The organism is Streptomyces sp. NPDC057616 (genome assembly GCF_042800575.1).
GTDB lineage: Bacteria > Actinomycetota > Actinomycetes > Streptomycetales > Streptomycetaceae > Streptomyces.
In genome coordinates, this window is the sequence record NZ_JBHVGU010000002.1 from 336,384 (window position 1) to 355,999 (window position 19,616).

A 19,616-nucleotide genomic window follows, 5' to 3' on the forward strand; every position below is an offset into this window, starting at 1 on the left:
GCTCAGCAGTGCCCCGCTTCAGCATCATCGTCCCCGTCTTCAAGGTGCAGGGCTTTCTGCACGAGTGCATCGACTCGGTGCTCGGACAGTCGTACCCCGACTTCGAGGTGATCGCCGTCGACGACCGCTCGCCGGACGGCTGCGGCGCGATCCTCGACGAGTACGCGGCGCGCGACGAGCGGGTGCGGGTGCTGCACCTGCCCGAGAACGTCGGTCTCGGCCGGGCCCGCAACGCGGGCCTGGAGCAGGCGCGCGGCGACTACGTCCTCTTCCTCGACAGCGACGACTTCTACACCCCGGGCCTGCTGGCCGCCGTCGCCGACCGGCTGAGGAGTGCCGAGGACCCGGACATCCTGGTCTTCGACCACGTCCGCACCCACTGGTGGGGCCGGGGCGGCCCCAGCGACGCCTCCGTCCTGCTCGCCGCAGCCGGGCAGGACGTCTTCAGCCTGCGCGAGAGCCCGCGGTACGCGCATCTGTTCCTGGTCGCCTGGAACAAGGCGTACCGGCGCGCCTTCTTCCAGGAGCACGGCCTGCAGTACCAGCCGGGCCTGTACGAGGACGCACCGGTCACCTACCGGTCGATGGTGCTGGCGGAGCGCATCGCCTGCCTGAACCGCATCGGCGTCGAGTACCGGCAGCGCCGGCAGGGCGCGATCACCAGGACCCCGGGACGCCGGCACTTCGACATCTTTCCGCAGTACGAGGGCCTGTTCGCCTTCCTGGAGGAGCGCGAGGACCTCGACTGGGCCCGGGCGCCGCTGTTCGAACGGGCCCTGGACCACATGCTGTTCGTGATCGCCCGCGAGGACCGGGTGACCCCGGCGGACCGCCCGGCCTTCCACCGCGAGATGCGCGCCTTCCACGACCGCCATCGCCCCGCGGGCTTCACCCCGCCGGAGGGCCCCCGCGGCACCGAGATGCGGCTGCTGGCCTCGTCGTCGTACGCCTCCTACGCGGCGCTGCGCGCGGGGCGCGGGCTGCGCCGGCTGGCCGGGGCGGGCAAGCGCCGCACCGTGGACCGGGCCGCGAACGCGGCCCGGCGCGCCGTGTACGGCGTCCGGTCGCGGCTCCCGCTCGACCCGCACCTGGCCGTCTACTCGGCGACCCACCACGCGGGCGTGCACGGCGACCCGGCCGCGATCCACGCCAAGGCCCGTGAACTCGCGCCGCACATCAGGGGCGTGTGGGTGGTGCGGGAGGACGCGGTGGACTCGCTGCCGCCGGGCACCGACTTCGTGACACCGGGCTCGCGGGGCTACCACGCGGTGGCGGCCCGGGCCACGTACTGGGTGAACAACGTCAACTGGTCCGGCTCCCTGCCCAAGCGCCCCGGCAGCGTCCACCTCCAGACCCACCAGGGCACGCCGCTCAAGTACATGGGCGCCGACCTGCTGGACAAGCCCGGCGCCCGGCACGGCTTCAGCGTGCCGAAGATGCTGCACCGCGCCGACCGCTGGGACCTGAGCCTGGTCGCCAACCGGCACTCCGAGCTGGTGTGGGACCGGGCCTACCCCTGCCACTTCACCTCGCTGCGCACGGGCAGCCCGCGCAACGACGTGCTGGTCGAGGCCCCCGCACAGCGCGCAGCGGCCACCCGGGAGCGGCTCGGGATTCCCGCCGGGAACACGGTCGTGCTGTATGCGCCGACCCGCCGCGAGTACCGCAGGGGCGGGCACGTCGACCGGATCGACCTGGCCCGGTTCGCGGCCGATCTCGGCGCCGGCCACACCCTCGTCGTACGGCTGCACCCCTCCCTCGCCACCGGCACGGCGCGCGGCCTCGGCCTCGCCGATCTGCACGCCCGGGGCGTCGTGGTGGACGCGACGGACGAGCCGCACGTCGAGGACGTGATGCTCGCCTCCGACGTGCTGGTCACGGACTACTCGGCATTGATGTTCGACTACGCCAACCTGGACCGGCCGATCGTGGTCCACGCCGACGACTGGGCGGCGTACGCGGCGAGCCGGGGCGCCTACTTCGACATCACCGCCGAGGCGCCGGGCCATGTGTCGCGCTCCTACCGGGAGCTGGCGTGGCTGTTCGCCTCGGGGACGTGGCAGGACGAGGAGTCGGCGGGCCTGCGGGCCGCCTTCCGCGTGCGGTTCTGCGAGTTCGACGACGGGCGGGCCGCCGAGCGGGTCGTCCGCACGGTGCTGCTGGGCGAGCAGCTGACCGAGCCGCAGACGGCGCCGGTCCTGCCCGCCCCCGCCACCGAGCGCGCACCGTCGATGAACTGACCGAGCGTCACGGAAGACCACACAGGCGCGGACACCGGATGACCGGTGTCCGCGCCTGACGCGTGCCGGACGAGCACCGCTCGATCCGGCTACGAGTCCTACTCGATGACGAGGTCGACCTCGATGTTGCCGCGGGTCGCGTTGGAGTACGGGCAGACCTGGTGGGCGGTCTCCACCAGCTTGCGGCCGGTCGGCTCGTCCACGGTGTCGGGCAGCTCGATGCGGAGGGTGACCTTGAGCCCGAAGCCCTCGCCCTGCTTGCCGATGCCGACCTCGGCGGTCACCGCGGCGTCGCTGACGTCGACCTTCGCCTGACGGCCGACGAGACCGAGGGCGCTGCCGAAGCAGGCGGCGTAACCGGCGGCGAACAGCTGCTCCGGGTTCGTGCCCTCCCCGTTGCCGCCCAGCTCCACCGGCGGGGCCAGCTTGACGTCGACCTTGCCGTCGTTGGTGAAGGCTCGACCGTCCCGGCCGTGGGTGGCGGTGGCGACAGCGGTGTAGAGCGCGTCCATGGAAACCATCCCTCTCGAAGTCACGTTCCGGCGGCTCTTCCACGGCCGCCTCACGACCACAAGTAGAGCACACAATTCAATTGCACACAACTAAATGGTTCGCAGGAGCTACCCTGGAACCATGTCCACCACGCCCGACGCCCCGGCCACCGACTGGCTCCGGCTCGACCAGCAGATCTGCTTCTCCCTGAACGCCGCCACCCGCGCCTTCGGCGGCGTCTACCGCGTCCTGCTCAAGGACCTCGGCCTCACCTATCCGCAGTACCTGGTGATGCTGGTGCTGTGGGAGCACGGCGATCTGCCGGTCAAGAAGCTGGGCGAGCATCTGCGGCTCGACTCCGGCACCCTCTCCCCGCTGCTCAAGCGGCTGGAGGCGGCCGGGCTGGTCCGGCGCGAGCGCAGCACCCGGGACGAGCGCTCGGTGGAGGTGGGGCTGACCGCCGAGGGCACCGCGATGCGCGAGCGGGCGGAGCAGGTGCCGCGCCGGATCGCGGCGGCGACGGGCTTCGACGTCGAGGAGATCCGCCGGCTGCGGACCCGCCTCGACGAACTCACCACCGCGCTGGACGCGGCCGCGGCGGTGTCGGAACCGGCGTAGCGGGCGCCGGCACGGACCCGGTGGTGCGCTGAGCGTCCGGCGGAGCGGCCGCCGCCTGCGCCGGGCGGCGGACGTAGAGGCAGAAGGTCACGCGCCCGCTGACGTACTTCCCGCGGGCGGTGAACTGCTCCTCCACGACCGCGAGTTTGACGCGGTCGGTCGGGTTGGCCGGCAGCCGCCCCGAGTTCAGCATCTTGGAGTCCGCGACGACCCACAGGCGGTTGAGGCCGGCCAGCTTGCGCCGCAGCTCCGCCGGGGTGGTCTCCAGGCCGCTCAGCGTCCCGGACCGCGGCCCGGACTCCGTCAGCGCGATGTCGTGGGCCTCCCGGAAGCCCTTCGGGTACGTCAGCGCCGCGAGCCGCCAGCTCGACGGCAGGTACAGCACGGGATCGCCGGGGCGGATGTCGCGGGCCGCGACGGCGGCCACGGCCGCGAGGTTCTCGGGGCGGTGCGCCGGGGAGCGGTCCTGCCGGTAGAGCGGAAGGCACTGGACGAAGGCGGCGGTGACGGCGAGGACGCCGGTGAGCGTACCGAGGCGGCCGTGGCGCAGCCGCAGGCCGCCCGGCCGCAGCCGCGCCAGGAGCACGACCACGCGGTAGGTGCCCGCGGCGGCCAGAAGCGGCGCGCCCGCCAGCGCGTAGAGGACGTAGCGCTCGTGGAACAGCGGCCGGTACTGCGACACGGAGATCAGGATCGCGGGCGGCAGCACGAGCAGCGGCAGCGCGAACACCGCCGTGCGCCGTGCCGTGACCCCGACCGCCACCAGCGCGACGCAGACCCAGAACACCGGGCCCGTCGGCCCGGCGGCGAAGTCCCGCACGAGCTGCTCCACCTTGGCCCCGTCCGGCGCCACCAGCCACGACACCTGGCCGGACTGCCGCTGCGACACCCACACCAGGGGCAGCACGACGGCGCCCACGAGCCCGGCCGCGCGCAGCCAGCCGCGCCACACCGTCCGCGGCACCCGGGCCAGCCCCAGGGTCGCCGCGTGCGCGCACAGGGCGAGCACGACCAGCTCGTGCAGCAGCGAGGTCAGCGCGAGCAGGCCGCCGTACCGCCACCACCAGCCCGGACGGGGCCGGCCCTGCACCACGGGCACCAGCAGCAGGGTCGCCCCCGCGACCCCCGCTGAGACGATGGCGTACGAGCGCCCCTCCTGCGCGTAGTGGCCGGTCAGCGGTGTGATCGCGTAGATCAGGCCGGCCCACAGGCCGACCCGAGGGCGGGCCAGCCGGACGCCCAGCGCCGCGACCAGGCCCGCCGTCGCGGCGGCCCCGCACACGGACGGCAGGCGCAGGACGACCTCGCCGGGGTGGACGGCGAGCACGAGGTGCATGGCGAGGTAGTACAGCCCGTGCACTGCGTCCATCCCGTGCAGCAGCTGCCAGATCTGCGGCACCGAGCGCCGCCCGACCAGGAAGGTGACGCTCTCGTCGCCCCACATCCCCCCGCGGTCGAGACCCCACAGCCCGATCGCCAGCATGACGGCCGTGGGAACCGCCACGGCCACGACCTCCGTACGCATCCGCCGACGGTTCGCCCGCCCCGCTACCTCGATCAGCACACGGCTGATTTTGGGCGGTAGCCGGGCCCTTGGTGGGGATTGACGGTGTTTTAGCCGGTGCACGCCATTCGCCCGGCTTACGATCCGGCGTGATGAATGCAGTGACGACCACAGTGACGGCCGCCGTGACGAACACCGTGACGAACACCGTCCGGAAACACCGCCTCCTCACTCTCGCCACCGCCTGGCTCGCCACCCGGGCCCTGATGCTGTGGCTGCTCGCCCACAACGCCGCACCCCTGCTGGGCCGGGGCTCGGTCGCCCGCGAGGTGTCGCGTCTCTACCACCACTGGTACGGCGTCCTCGCGCAGGGCGCCTTCCCCGCACACGACCCCCTCTGGCAGTACCCGCCGGGCGCGGGCCCGGTGCTGCTGTCGCCCGCGCTGCTGCCGGGCCTGACGTACTTCCAGGCGTTCGTGGCCCTCACCCTGGCCACCGACGTGGTGGTCACGCTGGCGCTGACCCGGGCCGGCACCCGCCCCGGCAGCACGCTCCTCGGGGCCGCACTGTGGATCGGCGGCCTCCCGCTCCTGCTGCACATGCCGCTCGTCCGCTACGACGTGCAGGTCACGGCGTTCGCCGTGCTCTCCCTGCTGGCGCTGCCGCGCTCCACGCGCGCGTACGGGGCGTTGGCGGCGCTCGGCGCGCTGGTGAAGGTGTGGCCCGCGCTGGTGCTGCTGGGCGCGCCGAGAGGACGGGCGACGCGTTCCGCGTGGGCCTGGGCCGCCGCGACGGGCACCGCCGTGCTGGCCCTTCTCGCGGCGCTGTTCGCCAACCCCTTCGCGTTCCTGAAGCAGCAGGGCGGGCGGGGCGTGCAGATCGAGTCCCTCGGCGGCACGGCGCTCGCGCTCGCGACGCACGCCGGATGGCCCGGGCGGGTGCGCTACCAGTACGGCTCGCTGGAGTTCACCGGTCCGCACGTGCGGACCGTCGCGCATCTGATGCTCGCGCTCACGGCGGTCGCCTTCGCGCTCCTGCTCCTGTGGCGGCTGCGGGCCCGGCACTGGACGCCCGCGACGCCGTTCGACGCCGCGCTGAGCGCCGTGCTGCTGTTCACCGTCACCAGCCGGGTGATCAGCCCGCAGTACATGATCTGGCTGCTGGGCGCGGCGGCCGTGTGCCTGACCTCGCGGCACACCGTGCAGCGCCCGGTGGCCGCCCTGATCGTGGTCGCCACCGCGATCAGCGCCGTCGTCTATCCGGGCCTGTACTCCGAGGTCAGGGACTGCACCTGGACGGGCTGCGCACTGATGCTGACCCGCAACGGGCTGCTGACCGCGGCCGCCGTCCTGTCCTTCACCCGCCTGTGGCGTTCCACCGCCACGCCGCCTCCGGCGCGGCCGCGGCCGCGCCGCGCACCCTCGGACACGCAGGGAGTCACCGCCGCCGTGCCCGCGTGACGTCCGTGCCTGCTTCACTGATACGGGCTTCGAGGGAGACGACAGGCCGACCGACGAGGGGACGTCCGCACATGACCTGGCTGATCACCGGCGGCGCCGGCTACATCGGGGCGCACGTCGTGCGCGCGATGACCGAGGCGGGCGAGCGGACCGTGGTGTACGACGACCTGTCGACGGGCATCGCCGAGCGCGTACCGGAGGAGGTGCCGCTGGTCCTGGGGTCGACGCTGGACGGCGAGGGGCTCGCCCGCGTCGTCGCCGACCACGAGGTCACCGGAGTCGTGCACCTAGCGGCGAAGAAGCAGGTGGGCGAGTCCGTGGAACTCCCCCTGCACTACTACCGGGAGAACGTCGAGGGGCTGCGCGTCCTCCTGGAGGCGGTGACGGCGGCCGGCGTCAGGTCGTTCGTCTTCTCCTCGTCCGCGGCCGTGTACGGCATGCCCGACGTGGACCTGGTGACGGAGCGGACGCCGTGCGCGCCCATGTCGCCGTACGGGGAGACCAAGCTGGCCGGTGAGTGGCTGGTCCGCGCGACCGGCCGGGCGACGGGCCTCGCCACGGCCTCGCTCCGCTACTTCAACGTGGCGGGCGCGGCCACCCGCGAACTCGCCGACGTCGGCGTCCACAACCTCATCCCCATGGTCTTCGAGAAGCTCACCGAGGACGCGCCGCCGCGCATCTTCGGCGACGACTACCCGACCCCGGACGGCACCTGCGTGCGCGACTACATCCACGTGGTCGACCTGGCAGAGGCCCATGTCGCCACCGCCCGCGCCCTGCGCTCCTCCCCCGGCCGCGACCTCACCCTCAACATCGGCCGCGGCGAAGGCGTCTCCGTCCGCGAGATGATCGACCGCATCAACGCCCTCACCGGCTACGACCGCCCACCGACGGTCGCCCCCCGCCGCCCGGGCGACCCGGCCCGCGTCGTCGCCGCCGCCGACCGCGCCGCCACAGAACTCGCCTGGACGGCGAAACACGACGTCCAGTCCATGATCACCTCGGCCTGGGACGGCTGGACGAGACTGCATCCGGGGGCGGTGCGGGGCTAGTCTGCGCGCATGCTCACCCGTACGGACCGCGCCCTGGGCGCCGTCATCGGCTCGGCTGTGGGCGACGCCCTCGGCGCCCCCTTCGAGTTCGGGCCCGAGGGGGCCTTCTCGGCCCGCTTCCCCGAGCCGGGCCGGGGCGGCGAGATGTGCGGGGGCGGCGGCTGGGACCCGGGCGAGGCGACCGACGACACACAGATGGCGGTCCTGGTCGGCGAGTCCCTGCTGCAGCACCACGGCCTCGAACTCCCGGACATCTTCGGCCGGTTCCGGCGCTGGGCGGCGTCCGACCCCAAGGACATCGGCCTTCAGACGGAGGCCGTGCTGACCAGCGGCGACCCGTGGGACTTGGCCGCGGCGCTGCACTTCCAGACCAGTCAACGGGCGGCGGGGAACGGAGCGTTGATGCGTGCCGCCACCTCCGCCGTCCACTTCGCCGACGCCGGCCGGGAAGCCACGATGGACGCCGCCCGCCGCATCGCAGCCCTCACCCACGGAGACCGCGCCGCCTGGGAAGGGACCGCCGTCTTCCACGAGTTGGTGCGTGTCGCGCTGTCGGGGGGCGATCCCGTCGCGGCCGTCCCGGACACGCTCGCGGCCGTCCATCCCGACCACCGCGCCCGGTACGCCACCGTGCTCGCCCCCGACTGGCACCCCGACCTCGCCACCGAGTTCAACGGCGCCGTCTGGCCCTGCCTCGCCTCCGCCGTCTGGGCCGTGCGCACCACCACCTCGTACGAGGCCGCCGTGCGGGCCGCAGTCGACCTGGGTGGCGACACGGACACCGTCGCCGCGGTGACCGGCGGCCTCGCGGGAGCCGTGTACGGCGCCGACGCGATCCCCGAACGCTGGACCGCCCCGCTGCACGTCCCCCTGCCCGGCTTCGACGAACGGGTGGTGCGCGAGCCGGAGTTGGCCGCTCTGGCACTGCGGCTGAGCGGTCAGGACGTCTGAAGTGCGCCCACGATCGGTGTCCACTCCCGGATCGCACGGATCTCGACCCCGGGTGTGCGCCGGTAGTACGGGTCGGTGTCCAGGATCTTCTCCAGCTGGTCGCGGTCGGCCGTGAAGAGCAGGAGGGCGCCCGTGTCGTCGGACCAGGGTCCTGCCGCGAGGAGGTGGCCCTGTGTGTGCAGGCGGGCCAGGGTTGCGCGGTGGGCGGGGCGGGCCGCCAGGCGTTCGGGGGCCGGGGTGAAGGCGAGTTCTACGGCCAGCATGGGCGTCGTCGGTCCTCTCTACGGCTGCGGGGGCTGGTACGGCCGCGAGACTAGGACCGGTGCGGCGGGCCGCGCTGTATCGGGCGATACAGGCGCCGCCGGCGGGAGGAGGCGGCGTGGAGCGGGCGGAGGACTGGCGGCGGCTGGGTGACGTGCCGCTCTTCGCGGCGTTGCCGGCGGAAGGGCTGCGGGGCCTGTGGAGCGCCTCCGTCGGGCGCCGGTACGGCACGGGTGAGGTGCTGCGGGTGCAGGGCGCTCCCGCCGACCACCTGCTCGTCCTGCTGGAGGGGCGCACGGCGGCGTCGGCCGTGACCTCGGGCGGGCGCGTGGTGCGTTTCGGGGCGTGGGACGGTCCGTGCGCGCTGGACAAGGTGGCGCTGCTCGACGGGGCCGGCCACACGGCGACGTACACCGCACTCACCCCCTGCACGGTGCGGGCGATCCCGCGGGCCCGCTTCACGGCGCTGCTCGACGACTCCGCGGCCGTACGCGCGCACCTGCTGCGATTGCTGGCCGCGCAGGCCCGCGCCCAGCAGGACCGGCTGACGGACACGGTGACCCTGCCGTGCGAGGCCCGGCTCGCGGCCTGGCTGCTGCAGGCTCCGGCCGCGGACGGCCACGTGGTCCTGGACGGCGGTCAGCGCGAGCTCGCCGATCTGCTCGGGGTCACCCGGGTCACCGTCAACCGGGCCCTCGCGCGCCTGCGCCGCGACGGTCTCGTCGGGCCGGCCCGGGCGGGCCGGATCGAGATCCTCGCACCTGAGCTGCTGGCGCTGCGGGCCGCGCCCGGCGCCCGCTGACGGCGCGTCGGCGGCCGCCCGCTTCCCTACCGCCGTACCGCCGCCCGGTCAGAGCGCCTTGACCGCCGCCGCCGTGGCACGGGCCAGCGACGCCAGGTAGCCCTTCGGCAGCTTCGGGCTGCGGATCACCACCGAGCGCCAGTACAGGGGGCCGGAGATCAGGTCGAGCGCCAGCTCGTCGTCGAACCCCGCCCGGATCTCGCCGCGCTGCTCGGCGGAGACCAGGATCTTGCTGGCCACGCCCTCCTGGCCCTCCCGCAGGGTCTTCTGCATGGCCTCGGCGATCTCCGGGTTGCGGGCCGCCTCGGCCTGCAGGTCCGGGATGATCTGCGAGGCCACGGGGTGGCGCAGGGCCCGCGAGGTGACCTCGTACAGCAACCGCAGATCGCCCTCGAGGCTGCCCGTGTCCGGCGTCGGCAGACCCATCACCGCTATGGCCGAGACGACGTCGAGCACCAGGTGCAGCTTGGAACGCCAGCGCCGGTACACCGCCGTCTTGCCGACGCCCGCGCGCCGCGCGATCCCCTCGATGGACATCCGCGCATAGCCGACGGCCGCCAGCTCCTCGAAGACGGCGGCCCGGATGGCCTCCGTCACGTCCTCACGGAGTACGGCCGCACCCGCGGGAGTGCGGCGGCGCGGACGCGTCTGGGGCTCGTCGGCGTTCGTCGTCATGCGACCAGCATAGGGGCGTAACGACGAAACGGTTGCGTTCCGACGTCGATTGGGCCTACGCTCACGTTGCGACGATACGGTCCCGTCCCGACGTAAAAGAACGTCAACAGAAGCGTAAAGAAACGCCTCCCCCCGAGCGAAAGCAGCGGATGTGAGCCAGGTCCTCCACACACCGCCCCCGTCGCCGGCCCCGGCCGACGACGACCTCACGGCGCTGGCCGCCCGTCATGGCCTCTCGGTCAGCGGCGCCCGCCCCTCCCTGCCCGAGTACGTCCGGCAGCTGTGGGCCCGGCGCCACTTCATCACCGCCTTCGCCACCGCCAAGCTCACCTCGCAGTACAGCCAGGCGAAGCTCGGCCAGGTCTGGCAGGTCATGACCCCGCTGCTGAACGCGGCGGTCTACTACTTCATCTTCGGTGTCCTGCTGCACACCAAGAAGGGCGTGCCGGACTACATCCCGTTCCTGGTGACGGGCGTGTTCATCTGGACGTTCACGCAGAGCTCGATCCTGGCGGGGACGCGCGCGATCTCCGGCAACCTCGGCCTCGTCCGTGCCCTGCACTTCCCCCGGGCCGCGCTGCCGATCTCCTTCTGCCTCCAGCAGCTGCAGCAGCTGCTGTTCTCCATGGCCGCCCTGGTCGTGATCCTGCTCTGCTTCGGCGTGCCGCTCGCCTTCTCCTGGGTACTGGCGTTCCCCGCCCTGGTGCTGCAGTTCACCTTCAACGCGGGCGTGGCGATGATCATGGCCCGGATGGGCGCCAAGACGCCGGACATCGCGCAGCTGATGCCGTTCGTGCTGCGCACCTGGATGTACATCTCCGGCGTGATGTGGAACATCGACAAGCTGACCGGCAAGGGCAGCGGTCTGCCGCACTGGGTCGCCCCGGTCCTCAAGGCCAACCCGGCCGCCGTCTACATCGACCTGATGCGCTACGCCCTGATCGACAGCTTCCACGCCAAGCAGCTGCCGCCGCACGTGTGGGCGCTCGCGACCGGGTGGGCGCTGCTCGCCGGCGTCGGCGGCTTCATCTACTTCTGGAAGGCTGAGGAGACGTACGGCCGTGGCTGATCACGTGAACGACACCCGCATCCCCACCGTCGTCGTCGACGGCGTCGACATCGTCTACCGGGTCAACGGCACCGGCGCCGGACGCGGCTCCGCGACCGCCGCGCTCAACCGCATCGTGCGCCGCAAGCACGCCGAGCAGGCTGCGGGCGTCCGCAAGGTGCACGCCGTCAAGAACGTCTCCTTCGTCTCCTACAAGGGCGAGGCGATCGGCCTGATCGGCACCAACGGCTCCGGCAAGTCGACCCTGCTCAAGGCGGTCGCGGGCCTGCTGCCGGTGGAGAACGGCCACATCTACACCGACGGCCAGCCCTCCCTGCTCGGCGTCAACGCGGCCCTGATGGGCGACCTGACCGGCGAGCGCAACGTCTTCCTCGGCGGCCTCGCGATGGGCATGTCCCGCGAGGAGATCAGGTCCCGCTACCAGGACATCGTCGACTTCTCCGGGATCAACGAGAAGGGCGACTTCATCACCCTCCCCATGCGGACGTACTCCTCCGGCATGGGGGCCCGGCTGCGCTTCTCCATCGCCGCCGCCAAGGACCACGACGTGCTCCTCATCGACGAGGCCCTCGCCACCGGCGACCGGTCCTTCCAGCGGCGCTCCGAGCAGCGCATCCGCGCCCTGCGCGAGCAGGCGGGCACCGTGTTCCTGGTCAGCCACAACAACAAGTCGATCCGCGACACCTGCGAGCGGGTCCTGTGGCTGGAGCGCGGCGAACTGCGCATGGACGGCCCCACCGAGGACGTCATGAAGGAGTACGAGGCGTTCACCGGCGACAAGAGCGACAAGCCCAAGGCGAAGCCGAAGGTGGTCACGGCCAAGGTGCCGCAGCCCAGCTGAAGCACGCGCGCACGAAAGGGGGCGCCCCGAGCCGGGCGGCTCGGGGCGCCCCCCTCTCGTTCCCTCCCTTCCTCTGGAGCCGCAAAGAAGAAAAAAACAAGGGGAAAAAAGGAGGGGGGGAAGGGAAGGGGGACCAAAACAAAGGGAAAACAAAAAAAAAAGAAGGGGGTCCCCCGGGCCCGGCGGTTTGGGGGCGCCCCCTTCTGTCGCCCTCTTCGTCGCGGGAGCTACGAGTGCGTGCGCAGCAGCGTCCTCATCGTGCGCATCGCCACCGACAGGTTGGCCAGGTCGAACGTCTCCGAGCCCTGGATCTCGTCCAGGGTCGTGCGCGCCCGGCCCAGGATCGCGGCGTTCTTCTCCTGCCACGTCTTGAAGCGCTGCTCGGGGGTCGAGGCGCCGTTGCCGACGGCCAGGACGTCCGCGGTGAGCGCCGCGTGGGCCGCGTACAGGTCCTCGCGGATGGAGGCGCGGGCCATGGACTGCCAGCGGTCGGCGCGGGGCAGCTCGATGATGCGGTCCATCAGCTGGGTGATGTGCAGCCGGTCGGCGAGGTCGTAGTACACCTCGGCGACGTCCATCGGCTCCTTGCCCATGCGGTCCGCGATCGAGACGATGTCGAGCGCCGGGAAGGCGGAGGAGAACCCGGCCACGCGCGTGGCGAGTTCGTGCGGGACGCCGGCGGCGGTCAGCTCGTCGTAGATCTGCTGCCACCACTCGAGGTCCGCGCCGCGCAGCAGCTTGGTGAGCTGTTGCCAGACCTGCCCGACGCGCTCGGCGAAGAAGTCGACCGTCTCGGCGAGCTGGAGCGGCTGCGGCCGGTTGTTGAGCAGCCAGCGCGTGCCGCGTTCCACCAGCCGGCGCGAGTGCAGCCGGATGCGGGTCTGGACGTCCGCCTCGACCTGGTTGTCGAGCGCCTCCACCGCGTCCCACACCGGGGCCGAGGAGAAAATCGTGCGGGCCGCGGTCTGCGCCCTGACGATCTCCTCCAGCGAGGCGCCGGTCTCCTCGCGCAGCCGGTGCAGATACGTCGTACCACCGGTGTTGACCGTGTCGTTGACCAGCACGGTCGTGGTGATCTCACGGTGCAGCGGGTGGTTGTCGATCCGGTCCCCGAACTCGCTGCGCAGCTCCGTCGGGAAGTACGCGTGCAGCAGCGTGCGCAGGTACGGGTCGTCCGGCAGCGAGGTCTGCAGCAGCTCGTCGGCGACCGTGATCTTCGTGTACGCCAGCAGGACGGCCGTCTCCGGACCCGTCAGGCCCTGGCTCTGGGTGAGCCGCTCGCGGATCTGGCGGTCCGTGGGCAGGAACTCCAGCGCCCGGTCCAGATGGCCCTCGCGCACCAGATGGCGCATGAAGCGCTGCTGGGCGTGGAGCATGTCCTTGGACTGGGCCAGCGCGTTGGCGATCGCCGTGTTCTGCGCGTAGTTGTTGCGCAGGACCAGGCTGCCGACCTCGTCGGTCATCTGGGCGAGGATCTTGTTGCGCTGCTTGACGGTCATGTCGCCGTCCGCGACCAGGCCGTTGAGCAGGATCTTGATGTTCACCTCGTGGTCGGAGGTGTCCACGCCCGCGCTGTTGTCGATCGCGTCCGTGTTGATCTTGCCGCCCTGGCGGGCGAACTCGATCCGGCCGAGCTGGGTCAGGCCCAGGTTGCCGCCCTCGCCGACGACCCTGACGCGCAGGTCGGCGCCGTCGACGCGGATCGGGTCGTTGGCCTTGTCGCCGACGTCCGCGTGCGTCTCGGTGGAGGCCTTCACGTAGGTGCCGATACCGCCGTTCCACAGCAGGTCCACCGGCGCCAGCAGGATGGCCTTCATCAGGTCGGCCGGCGTCATCTTGGAGACCTTGCCCTCGATGCCGAGGGCCTCGCGGATGTGCGCGTTGACCGGGATGGCCTTGGCGCTGCGCGGGAAGACGCCGCCGCCCGCGGAGATCAGGTCCGTGTTGTAGTCGGCCCAGCTCGAGCGGGGCAGCTCGAAGACACGGCGCCGCTCGGCGTAGCCGGTGGCCGCGTCCGGGTTCGGGTCGATGAAGATGTGCCGGTGGTCGAAGGCGGCCACCAGGCGGATGTGCTCGCTCAGCAGCATGCCGTTGCCGAACACGTCACCGGACATGTCGCCGATGCCGACGACCGTGAAGTCCTCGCTCTGGGTGTCGACGCCCAGCTCCCGGAAGTGCCGCTTGACGGACTCCCAGGCGCCGCGGGCGGTGATGCCCATGCCCTTGTGGTCGTAGCCCGCGCTGCCGCCGGAGGCGAAGGCGTCGCCCAGCCAGAAGTTGTACGTCTCCGCGACGCCGTTGGCGATGTCGGAGAAGGTCGCGGTGCCCTTGTCGGCGGCGACGACGAGGTAGGTGTCGTCCTCGTCGTGCCGGACCACGTCCTGCGGCGGCACGACCTCGCCGGCCACCATGTTGTCGGTGATGTCGAGCAGCGCCGAGATGAACGTCTTGTAGCTGGCGATGCCCTCGGCCAGCCACGCGTCCCGGTCCACGCCCGGGTCCGGCAGCTGCTTGGCGACGAAGCCGCCCTTGGCGCCGACCGGCACGATGACGGTGTTCTTCACCATCTGCGCCTTCACCAGGCCGAGGATCTCGGTGCGGAAGTCCTCACGCCGGTCGGACCAGCGCAGACCGCCGCGCGCGACCTTGCCGAAGCGCAGGTGCACGCCCTCCACCCGCGGCGAGTACACCCAGATCTCGTACGCCGGGCGGGGCGCCGGCAGGTCCGGGATCGCCTGCGGGTCGAACTTCATGGAGACGTACTCGTGCGGCTTGCCGCCCGTCGCCTCCTGGAAGAAGTTCGTCCTGAGCGTCGCCTTGATGACGGTCAGGAAGGACCGCAGGATCCGGTCCTCGTCGAGCGAGGCGACCTGGTCGAGGGCCGCGTCGACCTCTTCGAGCAGGGCGTCGACGATCTCGTGGCCCGCGCGCTGGCGGTCCGGAGACATCCGCGCCTCGAACAGGGAGACCAGCAGCCGGGTGGTGTGGACGTTGTTGCGGAGGGTGTCCTCCATGTAGTCCTGCGAGAAGGTGGAGCCCGCCTGCCGCAGGTACTTCGCGTACGCCCGCAGCACCATCGCCTGGCGCCAGGTCAGGCCGGCGCTGAGCACGAGCGCGTTGAAGCCGTCGTTCTCCGCCTTGCCGGTCCAGGTCGCGGCGAAGGCCTCCTGGACCCGCTCGCGGGCGTCGTCGCCGCCGTAGTCCCCGCTGCCGTTCTGCGCCTTGGGCATGCGCAGGCCGAAGTCGTAGATCCACGCGGTGGTGCGGTCCGCACACCGCAGTTCGTACGGCCGCTCGTCCGTGACCTCGACGCCGAGCCGGCTGAGGGCCGGCAGCACCGCGGACAGCGAGACGGCCTCGCCCTTGCGGTAGATCTTGAACCGGCGCTCCTCGGGCGCGGCGCCCACGGGCTCGTACAGGCTCAGGGCGAAGTCCTTGCCGCCCCTGGCCTGGGCCTCGCTCAGCTCCTCGAGGTGGACCAGGTCGGCGACCGCGGCCCGCGGCGTGTGGTCGGCCTTGTAGCCCTCGGTGAAGGCACTGCCGTACTTGCGCAGCAGCTCGGCGGCCGTCTCCTCGCCGCACTCGGCGTTCAGTGCCTCGGCGAAACCGTCGGCCCACGAGCGCGCGGCCTCCACCAGGCGCGCCTCGATGCGGTCCTTGTCGGCGTCGGACAGCTGCGGCAGCTCGGTGCCCTGCGGGACGCGGACCACGAAGTGCAGACGGGAGAGGATCGACTCGGTGTTCCAGGCCGTGAAGTCGACGCTGATACCGCCGAGTTCCTCCTTGAGGATGTCGATGATCCGCAACCGGACGCCGGTGGTGTAGCGGTCGCGCGGGAGGTAGACCAGCGCGGAGTAGTAGCGGCCGTACTCGTCCTGGCGCAGGTAGAGCCTCAGCCGCCGGCGCTCCTGGAGGTAGAGCACGGAGGTGGCGATGGACTCGAGCTCGGCGGCCGGGGTCTGGAAGAGCTCGTCGCGCGGGTACGTCTCCAGGATCTGCAGCAGGTCGCGTCCGTCGTGGCTGTTGGGCGAGAAGCCGGCGCGCTCCAGCACCTCCTCGACCTTGCGGCGGATGACCGGAACCCGGCGCACCGACTCGGTGTAGGCGGCGGAGGAGAACAGACCGAGGAAGCGGCGCTCGCCGACGACGTTGCCGTCCGCGTCGAACTTCTTGACGCCGATGTAGTCCAGGTACGACGGCCGGTGCACGGTCGCGCGGCTGTTGGCCTTGGTCAGGACGAGGAGCTTGTGCTCACGGGCCTTGGCGCGGGCGTCGGCGGGCAGCCGCTCGAAGGACGGGCTGACCGGGTGGCCCTCGTCCTCGGAGTGGTGCGGGTCGGAGCGCAGGATGCCGAGGCCGGTGCCGGGCACGGCGGCCAGCGAGTCGTCCTCGCGCAGCTGGTACTCGCGGTAGCCGAGGAAGGTGAAGTGGTCCGCGGACAGCCAGCGCAGCAGCTCCCGGGCCTCCTCGATGTCCTGCTCGCGCAGGTCGGTGGCGACCGGCTCCGCGGGCAGCTCGTCGGCCATGCGCAGCGCCGCGTCCCGCATCTTGTCCCAGTCCTCGACGGCCTCACGGACGTCGGACAGGACGCGCAGCAGATCGGCGGTGATCTGCTTGAGGTCGCTGCGGTCGGTCTCGCGGTCGATCTCGACGTGGATCCAGGACTCGACGTGCGCGTCGTGCGGCAGCTCGCCGCCGGTGTGCGAGGTGAGCACCTCGATGAGCCGGCCGGTGACGTCCCGGCGGACCACGATCTGCGGGTGGATGACGACGTGGATGCCGCGTCCCTGCCGCGTCAGCTCATTGGTGACGGAGTCGACCAGGAACGGCATGTCGTCGGTGACGACCTCGACGACGGAGTGGCTGCACGTCCACCCGTTCTCCTCCACCGTGGGCGTGTGGACCCGTACGTTGGCCGTGCCCTGAGGGCGGTTCTCGGCCAGCCGGTAGTGCGAGAGCGCTGCTCCGAAGACGTCGACCGGGTCGCGGTCGGAGAGGTCCTCCGGGGCGGTGTGCAGGTAGTAGCGCTGGAGGAACGCGAGCACGGTGTCCCGGTCCGGGGTGCCCTCTTCCTTCGTCCCAGTCGGTAGGTGCCCCCCGACCGGGCTGTTCTCAGCTACCCGGGCGGCCCTTTCGAGCAGCTCGGCCTTGGCTTCGTCCAGCTTGGTCTGCATTGTCCTCTGGCTCCTGTCGCGCGCCGTTGCGTGACGTAGAAGGAAGTACGGCTTCTTCCCCTGCGGTGCGACGCCTCGGCCCGGGTTCTCCGGTCTGCTCCGACGCTATGCCGCAAGGCGAGATGAGCGGGGGGTTATCAGCCATTTTCGACACGCCCGCGCAGTGTGACGCCGATCGCTGCGGCATTCGCTTCCGGGGTGTGTACGGCGTCCTGGGGGCCCCTGCGACCCCGTCCCGCCCGCGAGGACCAGCGACTGCCGCCCGGTCACGGAGGTGGTCCGTGCTCACCGGGCGCGGGGCAGGGGCAACACTGCCCCCGCGAGATATCGCGCTGATCACGCCACAAGGCTATCGCTCACCAAGGGGGGCCCGTCATGAGCCGTATGTGTACAAAACCAGGGGTCGAACTTTGACACTCTGCACAGGGGCACGGACCCCACTGTCGTGCGGGTCGGTCACTCAGGCCCTTCATCTGATCCCCCTTGCACGAAAACGACCGGACCTCTTGGCAAGGCCGCACCCGCGAGGCACCTTGCCCAGGACAGCGCACCCGCCCGCCCGAGGGGAGCGGCCCGACATGACAGCGAAAATCCTCATCGTCACCGGCGACGCAGCAGAGTCGCTCGAGGTCCTGTACCCCTACCAGCGCCTCCAGGAGGAGGGATACGAGGTCCATATCGCGGCCCCCTCCCGCAAGAAGCTGCGGTTCGTCGTCCACGACTTCGAACCCGGCTTCGACACCTACACCGAGAAGCCCGGCTACACCTGGCCCGCCGACCTCGCCTTCGCCGAGGTCGACCCCGGTCAGTACGCCGCGCTCGTCATCCCGGGCGGGCGTGCTCCCGAGTACCTGCGGAACGACCCGGAACTCCGCAAGATCCTCAAGTCCTTCTTCGACGCGGACAAGCCGGTCGCCCAGATCTGCCACGGCCCCCTGCTCACCGCCGCGGTCGACAGCCTGCGCGGGCGCCGGGTCACCGCGTATCCCGCGCTGGAACCCGACATGCAGACCGCCGGCGCCGACTTCCAGGACACCGAGGCCGTGGTCGACGGCACCCTGGTCTCCTCCCGCGCCTGGCCCGACCACCCGAGCTGGATGCGCGAGTTCATGACCGTGCTGCGCGCGAAGGCGCCGGTGACGTGATCCGGCGGCGCGGCGGTGGCGGTCACGCCGCCAGCCGCTGCGCCTCCGCCACGGCGTCGGCCAGCGTGTCGACCACCGGCACGCCGACCTCCTCCAGGCTGGCCCGGCTGTGCGAGCCCCCGGTGTAGAGCACGGCCTGCGCCCCGGCGTGCCGCGCGGCGACCGCGTCGTCCGCGGCGTCGCCTATGACCACCGTCCGGGTCGGGTCCACGTCGGTCAGCGAGCCGAGGTGGCGCACCATGTGCTCGGCCTTGCTGCCGCCCGAGGGTCCCGTGCGCCCGTCGACCCGCAGAAAGTGCGTCTCTATCCCGAATCTCCGCACCAGCGGGACCAGTTCGTCATGCACGTACATGCTGAGGATCGACTGGCTGCGGCCCGCCGACTGCCACCCGGCCAGCAGGTCCGTGGCGCCCGCCGTGAGCTCGCAGGTGGCCCGCTGCTCGGCGTAGTAGCGGTGGAAGGTCTCGTCCATGACCAGCCACTCGGCGTCCGTCGGCAGCCGGCCCAGGAGCCGCTCGTAGAACTTCGGCACCGGCACGCAGTACAGCGCGCGGTACTGCTCCATCGTGATCGGCTGCATGCCCAGCTCGGCGAAGGCCGCGTTCGTCGCCCCGATGATCGCGTCGTTGTCGTGGAACAGCGTGCCGTTCCAGTCCCAGACGATGTGCGCCGCCCCTGTCTTCTTCCCCATGCCAAAAAAGTACCCGCCGCCACTGACAATCAAGAGCTTCGCAGGTCAGGGGGTGTGTGGGCGGGCGCGGGCCCGAGGTCGGCCGGGCAGGTCAGGGGGCGAGGCGCGGCCGGAACTCAGTCCCCGAGCCCCACCAGGTTGGGGATCTCCTGCGTCGCGTACCAGAGCAGCTCGTGGTCCTCGGCCCCGTCCACGACGAACTGCGCGTCGTCGTCCCCGGCGTCCGCCGCGCCGAGCGCCCCCGCCGCGGCGGTCACGTCCGCCTCCGCGTCGTCGAGGTCGACGTGCACGGCGGCGGCGCTGGCGAGCCGGATGGGCCCGGTGACCCGCACCTCGCCGAGCGCGGCCGGGTCCAGGCCCCGGTCGGGGTCGGCGGCGGCCGCGCCGTCGGCCACGTCGACCGCGACCACGACCCGGCGGCGAGCCGCCCCGGCGTCCGCGGCCAGGAGCCGCAGCGAGGCCAGAGCGGCGCGGTTCAGGGCCGCGTACTCCAGCTCCTCGATGTCGTCCGAGACGTACCACTCGCGCAGGGCGGGCGTGACGGCGTAGGCGACCAGCGGCCCCGCTCCCAGCTCTCCCGTCTTGTACGCCTCGGCGAGACCGGAGAGGGTCAGGGGGACGTAGACGCGCATGGCCGCTGC

16 protein-coding genes are annotated in these 19,616 nt (G+C 71.8%); 9 read left to right on the forward strand and 7 right to left on the reverse strand.

Going from position 1 to position 19,616, the window contains the following annotated elements; all coding sequences use genetic code 11:
- Positions 1–8: 8 nt before the first annotated feature.
- The gene (locus ACFU97_RS03360; RefSeq protein WP_384250204.1) at positions 9–2,240 is read left to right on the forward strand and encodes a CDP-glycerol glycerophosphotransferase family protein; all 2,232 of its coding nucleotides are present in this window, start codon (positions 9–11) and stop codon (positions 2,238–2,240) included.
- A gap of 98 nt (positions 2,241–2,338) precedes the next feature.
- Here ACFU97_RS03360 and ACFU97_RS03365 read toward each other — a convergent pair whose 3' ends face one another.
- The gene (locus ACFU97_RS03365) at positions 2,339–2,752 is read right to left on the reverse strand and encodes an organic hydroperoxide resistance protein (RefSeq protein ID WP_384250206.1); all 414 of its coding nucleotides are present in this window, start codon (positions 2,750–2,752) and stop codon (positions 2,339–2,341) included.
- Between the two features lie 121 nt (positions 2,753–2,873).
- Between ACFU97_RS03365 and ACFU97_RS03370 the strand changes: the two genes are divergently transcribed.
- Positions 2,874–3,350 (forward strand): MarR family winged helix-turn-helix transcriptional regulator, encoded by a 477-nt coding sequence (locus tag ACFU97_RS03370; RefSeq protein ID WP_384250208.1) that lies wholly within the window; start codon positions 2,874–2,876, stop codon positions 3,348–3,350.
- On the opposite strand, the gene ACFU97_RS03375 is transcribed toward ACFU97_RS03370, so the two are convergent.
- Positions 3,304–4,875 carry a hypothetical protein gene (locus ACFU97_RS03375; RefSeq protein ID WP_384250210.1) on the reverse strand — a complete coding sequence of 524 codons (1,572 nt, stop codon included), beginning with the start codon at positions 4,873–4,875 and terminating at the stop codon, positions 3,304–3,306. The two genes, ACFU97_RS03370 and ACFU97_RS03375, sit on opposite strands and share 47 nt — an antisense overlap.
- A gap of 131 nt (positions 4,876–5,006) precedes the next feature.
- Between ACFU97_RS03375 and ACFU97_RS03380 the strand changes: the two genes are divergently transcribed.
- The 3 genes from ACFU97_RS03380 to ACFU97_RS03390 all read left to right on the forward strand — a co-directional run bounded on the left by ACFU97_RS03380 (position 5,007) and on the right by ACFU97_RS03390 (position 8,317).
- On the forward strand, positions 5,007–6,314 hold the full coding sequence (locus ACFU97_RS03380) for a glycosyltransferase 87 family protein (RefSeq protein ID WP_384250212.1): 1,308 nt from the start codon (positions 5,007–5,009) through the stop codon (positions 6,312–6,314).
- Positions 6,315–6,385: 71 nt separating this feature from the next.
- Positions 6,386–7,366, forward strand: coding sequence for a UDP-glucose 4-epimerase GalE (galE, locus tag ACFU97_RS03385; protein WP_384250214.1), 981 nt, complete (start codon positions 6,386–6,388; stop codon positions 7,364–7,366).
- 9 nt (positions 7,367–7,375) lie between these two features.
- Positions 7,376–8,317: an ADP-ribosylglycohydrolase family protein gene (locus ACFU97_RS03390; RefSeq protein ID WP_384250216.1), complete on the forward strand. Its 942-nt coding sequence runs from the start codon at positions 7,376–7,378 to the stop codon at positions 8,315–8,317.
- On the opposite strand, the gene ACFU97_RS03395 is transcribed toward ACFU97_RS03390, so the two are convergent.
- Entirely contained in the window at positions 8,305–8,580 is a 276-nt protein-coding gene (locus ACFU97_RS03395) for a YciI family protein (RefSeq protein WP_384250219.1), read from the reverse strand. The two genes, ACFU97_RS03390 and ACFU97_RS03395, sit on opposite strands and share 13 nt — an antisense overlap.
- A gap of 116 nt (positions 8,581–8,696) precedes the next feature.
- On the opposite strand from ACFU97_RS03395, the gene ACFU97_RS03400 reads away from it, so the two are divergent.
- The gene (locus ACFU97_RS03400; protein ID WP_384250221.1) at positions 8,697–9,380 is read left to right on the forward strand and encodes a Crp/Fnr family transcriptional regulator; all 684 of its coding nucleotides are present in this window, start codon (positions 8,697–8,699) and stop codon (positions 9,378–9,380) included.
- A 48-nt stretch (positions 9,381–9,428) separates the two neighbouring features.
- Here ACFU97_RS03400 and ACFU97_RS03405 read toward each other — a convergent pair whose 3' ends face one another.
- Complete coding sequence (locus ACFU97_RS03405; protein WP_384250224.1) at positions 9,429–10,055, reverse strand: TetR/AcrR family transcriptional regulator; 627 nt, start codon at positions 10,053–10,055, stop codon at positions 9,429–9,431.
- 151 nt (positions 10,056–10,206) lie between these two features.
- Between ACFU97_RS03405 and ACFU97_RS03410 the strand changes: the two genes are divergently transcribed.
- Together ACFU97_RS03410 and ACFU97_RS03415 are read left to right on the forward strand one after the other, a co-directional pair.
- Positions 10,207–11,124 (forward strand): ABC transporter permease, encoded by a 918-nt coding sequence (locus ACFU97_RS03410; RefSeq protein ID WP_384250226.1) that lies wholly within the window; start codon positions 10,207–10,209, stop codon positions 11,122–11,124.
- Positions 11,117–11,965: an ABC transporter ATP-binding protein gene (locus ACFU97_RS03415; RefSeq protein WP_384250229.1), complete on the forward strand. Its 849-nt coding sequence runs from the start codon at positions 11,117–11,119 to the stop codon at positions 11,963–11,965. The genes ACFU97_RS03410 and ACFU97_RS03415 overlap by 8 nt, the downstream gene beginning before the upstream one ends.
- Positions 11,966–12,192: 227 nt before the next feature.
- Here ACFU97_RS03415 and ACFU97_RS03420 read toward each other — a convergent pair whose 3' ends face one another.
- On the reverse strand, positions 12,193–17,139 hold the full coding sequence (locus tag ACFU97_RS03420) for an NAD-glutamate dehydrogenase (protein ID WP_384250231.1): 4,947 nt from the start codon (positions 17,137–17,139) through the stop codon (positions 12,193–12,195).
- Between the two features lie 578 nt (positions 17,140–17,717).
- Here ACFU97_RS03420 and ACFU97_RS03425 point away from each other — a divergent pair.
- Entirely contained in the window at positions 17,718–18,284 is a 567-nt protein-coding gene (locus tag ACFU97_RS03425) for a DJ-1/PfpI family protein (protein ID WP_384250233.1), read from the forward strand.
- Positions 18,285–18,306: 22 nt separating this feature from the next.
- Here the strand turns inward: ACFU97_RS03425 and ACFU97_RS03430 are convergent, their stop codons facing one another.
- Together ACFU97_RS03430 and ACFU97_RS03435 are read right to left on the reverse strand one after the other, a co-directional pair.
- Positions 18,307–18,975 (reverse strand): HAD family hydrolase, encoded by a 669-nt coding sequence (locus ACFU97_RS03430; protein WP_384250234.1) that lies wholly within the window; start codon positions 18,973–18,975, stop codon positions 18,307–18,309.
- A 116-nt stretch (positions 18,976–19,091) separates the two neighbouring features.
- Positions 19,092–19,607 carry a DUF6912 family protein gene (locus ACFU97_RS03435; protein WP_384250238.1) on the reverse strand — a complete coding sequence of 172 codons (516 nt, stop codon included), beginning with the start codon at positions 19,605–19,607 and terminating at the stop codon, positions 19,092–19,094.
- Between the last annotated feature and the right edge of the window lie 9 nt (positions 19,608–19,616).

Coding starts and splice junctions, on each gene's coding strand:
- ACFU97_RS03365 (WP_384250206.1), bottom strand. CDS start 2,752: ATGGACGCGCTCTACACCGCTGTCGCCACCGCCACCCACGGCCGGGAC.
- ACFU97_RS03370 (WP_384250208.1), top strand. CDS start 2,874: ATGTCCACCACGCCCGACGCCCCGGCCACCGACTGGCTCCGGCTCGAC.
- ACFU97_RS03375 (WP_384250210.1), bottom strand. CDS start 4,875: ATGCGTACGGAGGTCGTGGCCGTGGCGGTTCCCACGGCCGTCATGCTG.
- ACFU97_RS03380 (WP_384250212.1), top strand. CDS start 5,007: ATGAATGCAGTGACGACCACAGTGACGGCCGCCGTGACGAACACCGTG.
- galE (WP_384250214.1), top strand. CDS start 6,386: ATGACCTGGCTGATCACCGGCGGCGCCGGCTACATCGGGGCGCACGTC.
- ACFU97_RS03390 (WP_384250216.1), top strand. CDS start 7,376: ATGCTCACCCGTACGGACCGCGCCCTGGGCGCCGTCATCGGCTCGGCT.
- ACFU97_RS03395 (WP_384250219.1), bottom strand. CDS start 8,580: ATGCTGGCCGTAGAACTCGCCTTCACCCCGGCCCCCGAACGCCTGGCG.
- ACFU97_RS03405 (WP_384250224.1), bottom strand. CDS start 10,055: ATGACGACGAACGCCGACGAGCCCCAGACGCGTCCGCGCCGCCGCACT.
- ACFU97_RS03420 (WP_384250231.1), bottom strand. CDS start 17,139: ATGCAGACCAAGCTGGACGAAGCCAAGGCCGAGCTGCTCGAAAGGGCC.
- ACFU97_RS03425 (WP_384250233.1), top strand. CDS start 17,718: ATGACAGCGAAAATCCTCATCGTCACCGGCGACGCAGCAGAGTCGCTC.
- ACFU97_RS03430 (WP_384250234.1), bottom strand. CDS start 18,975: ATGGGGAAGAAGACAGGGGCGGCGCACATCGTCTGGGACTGGAACGGC.
- ACFU97_RS03435 (WP_384250238.1), bottom strand. CDS start 19,607: ATGCGCGTCTACGTCCCCCTGACCCTCTCCGGTCTCGCCGAGGCGTAC.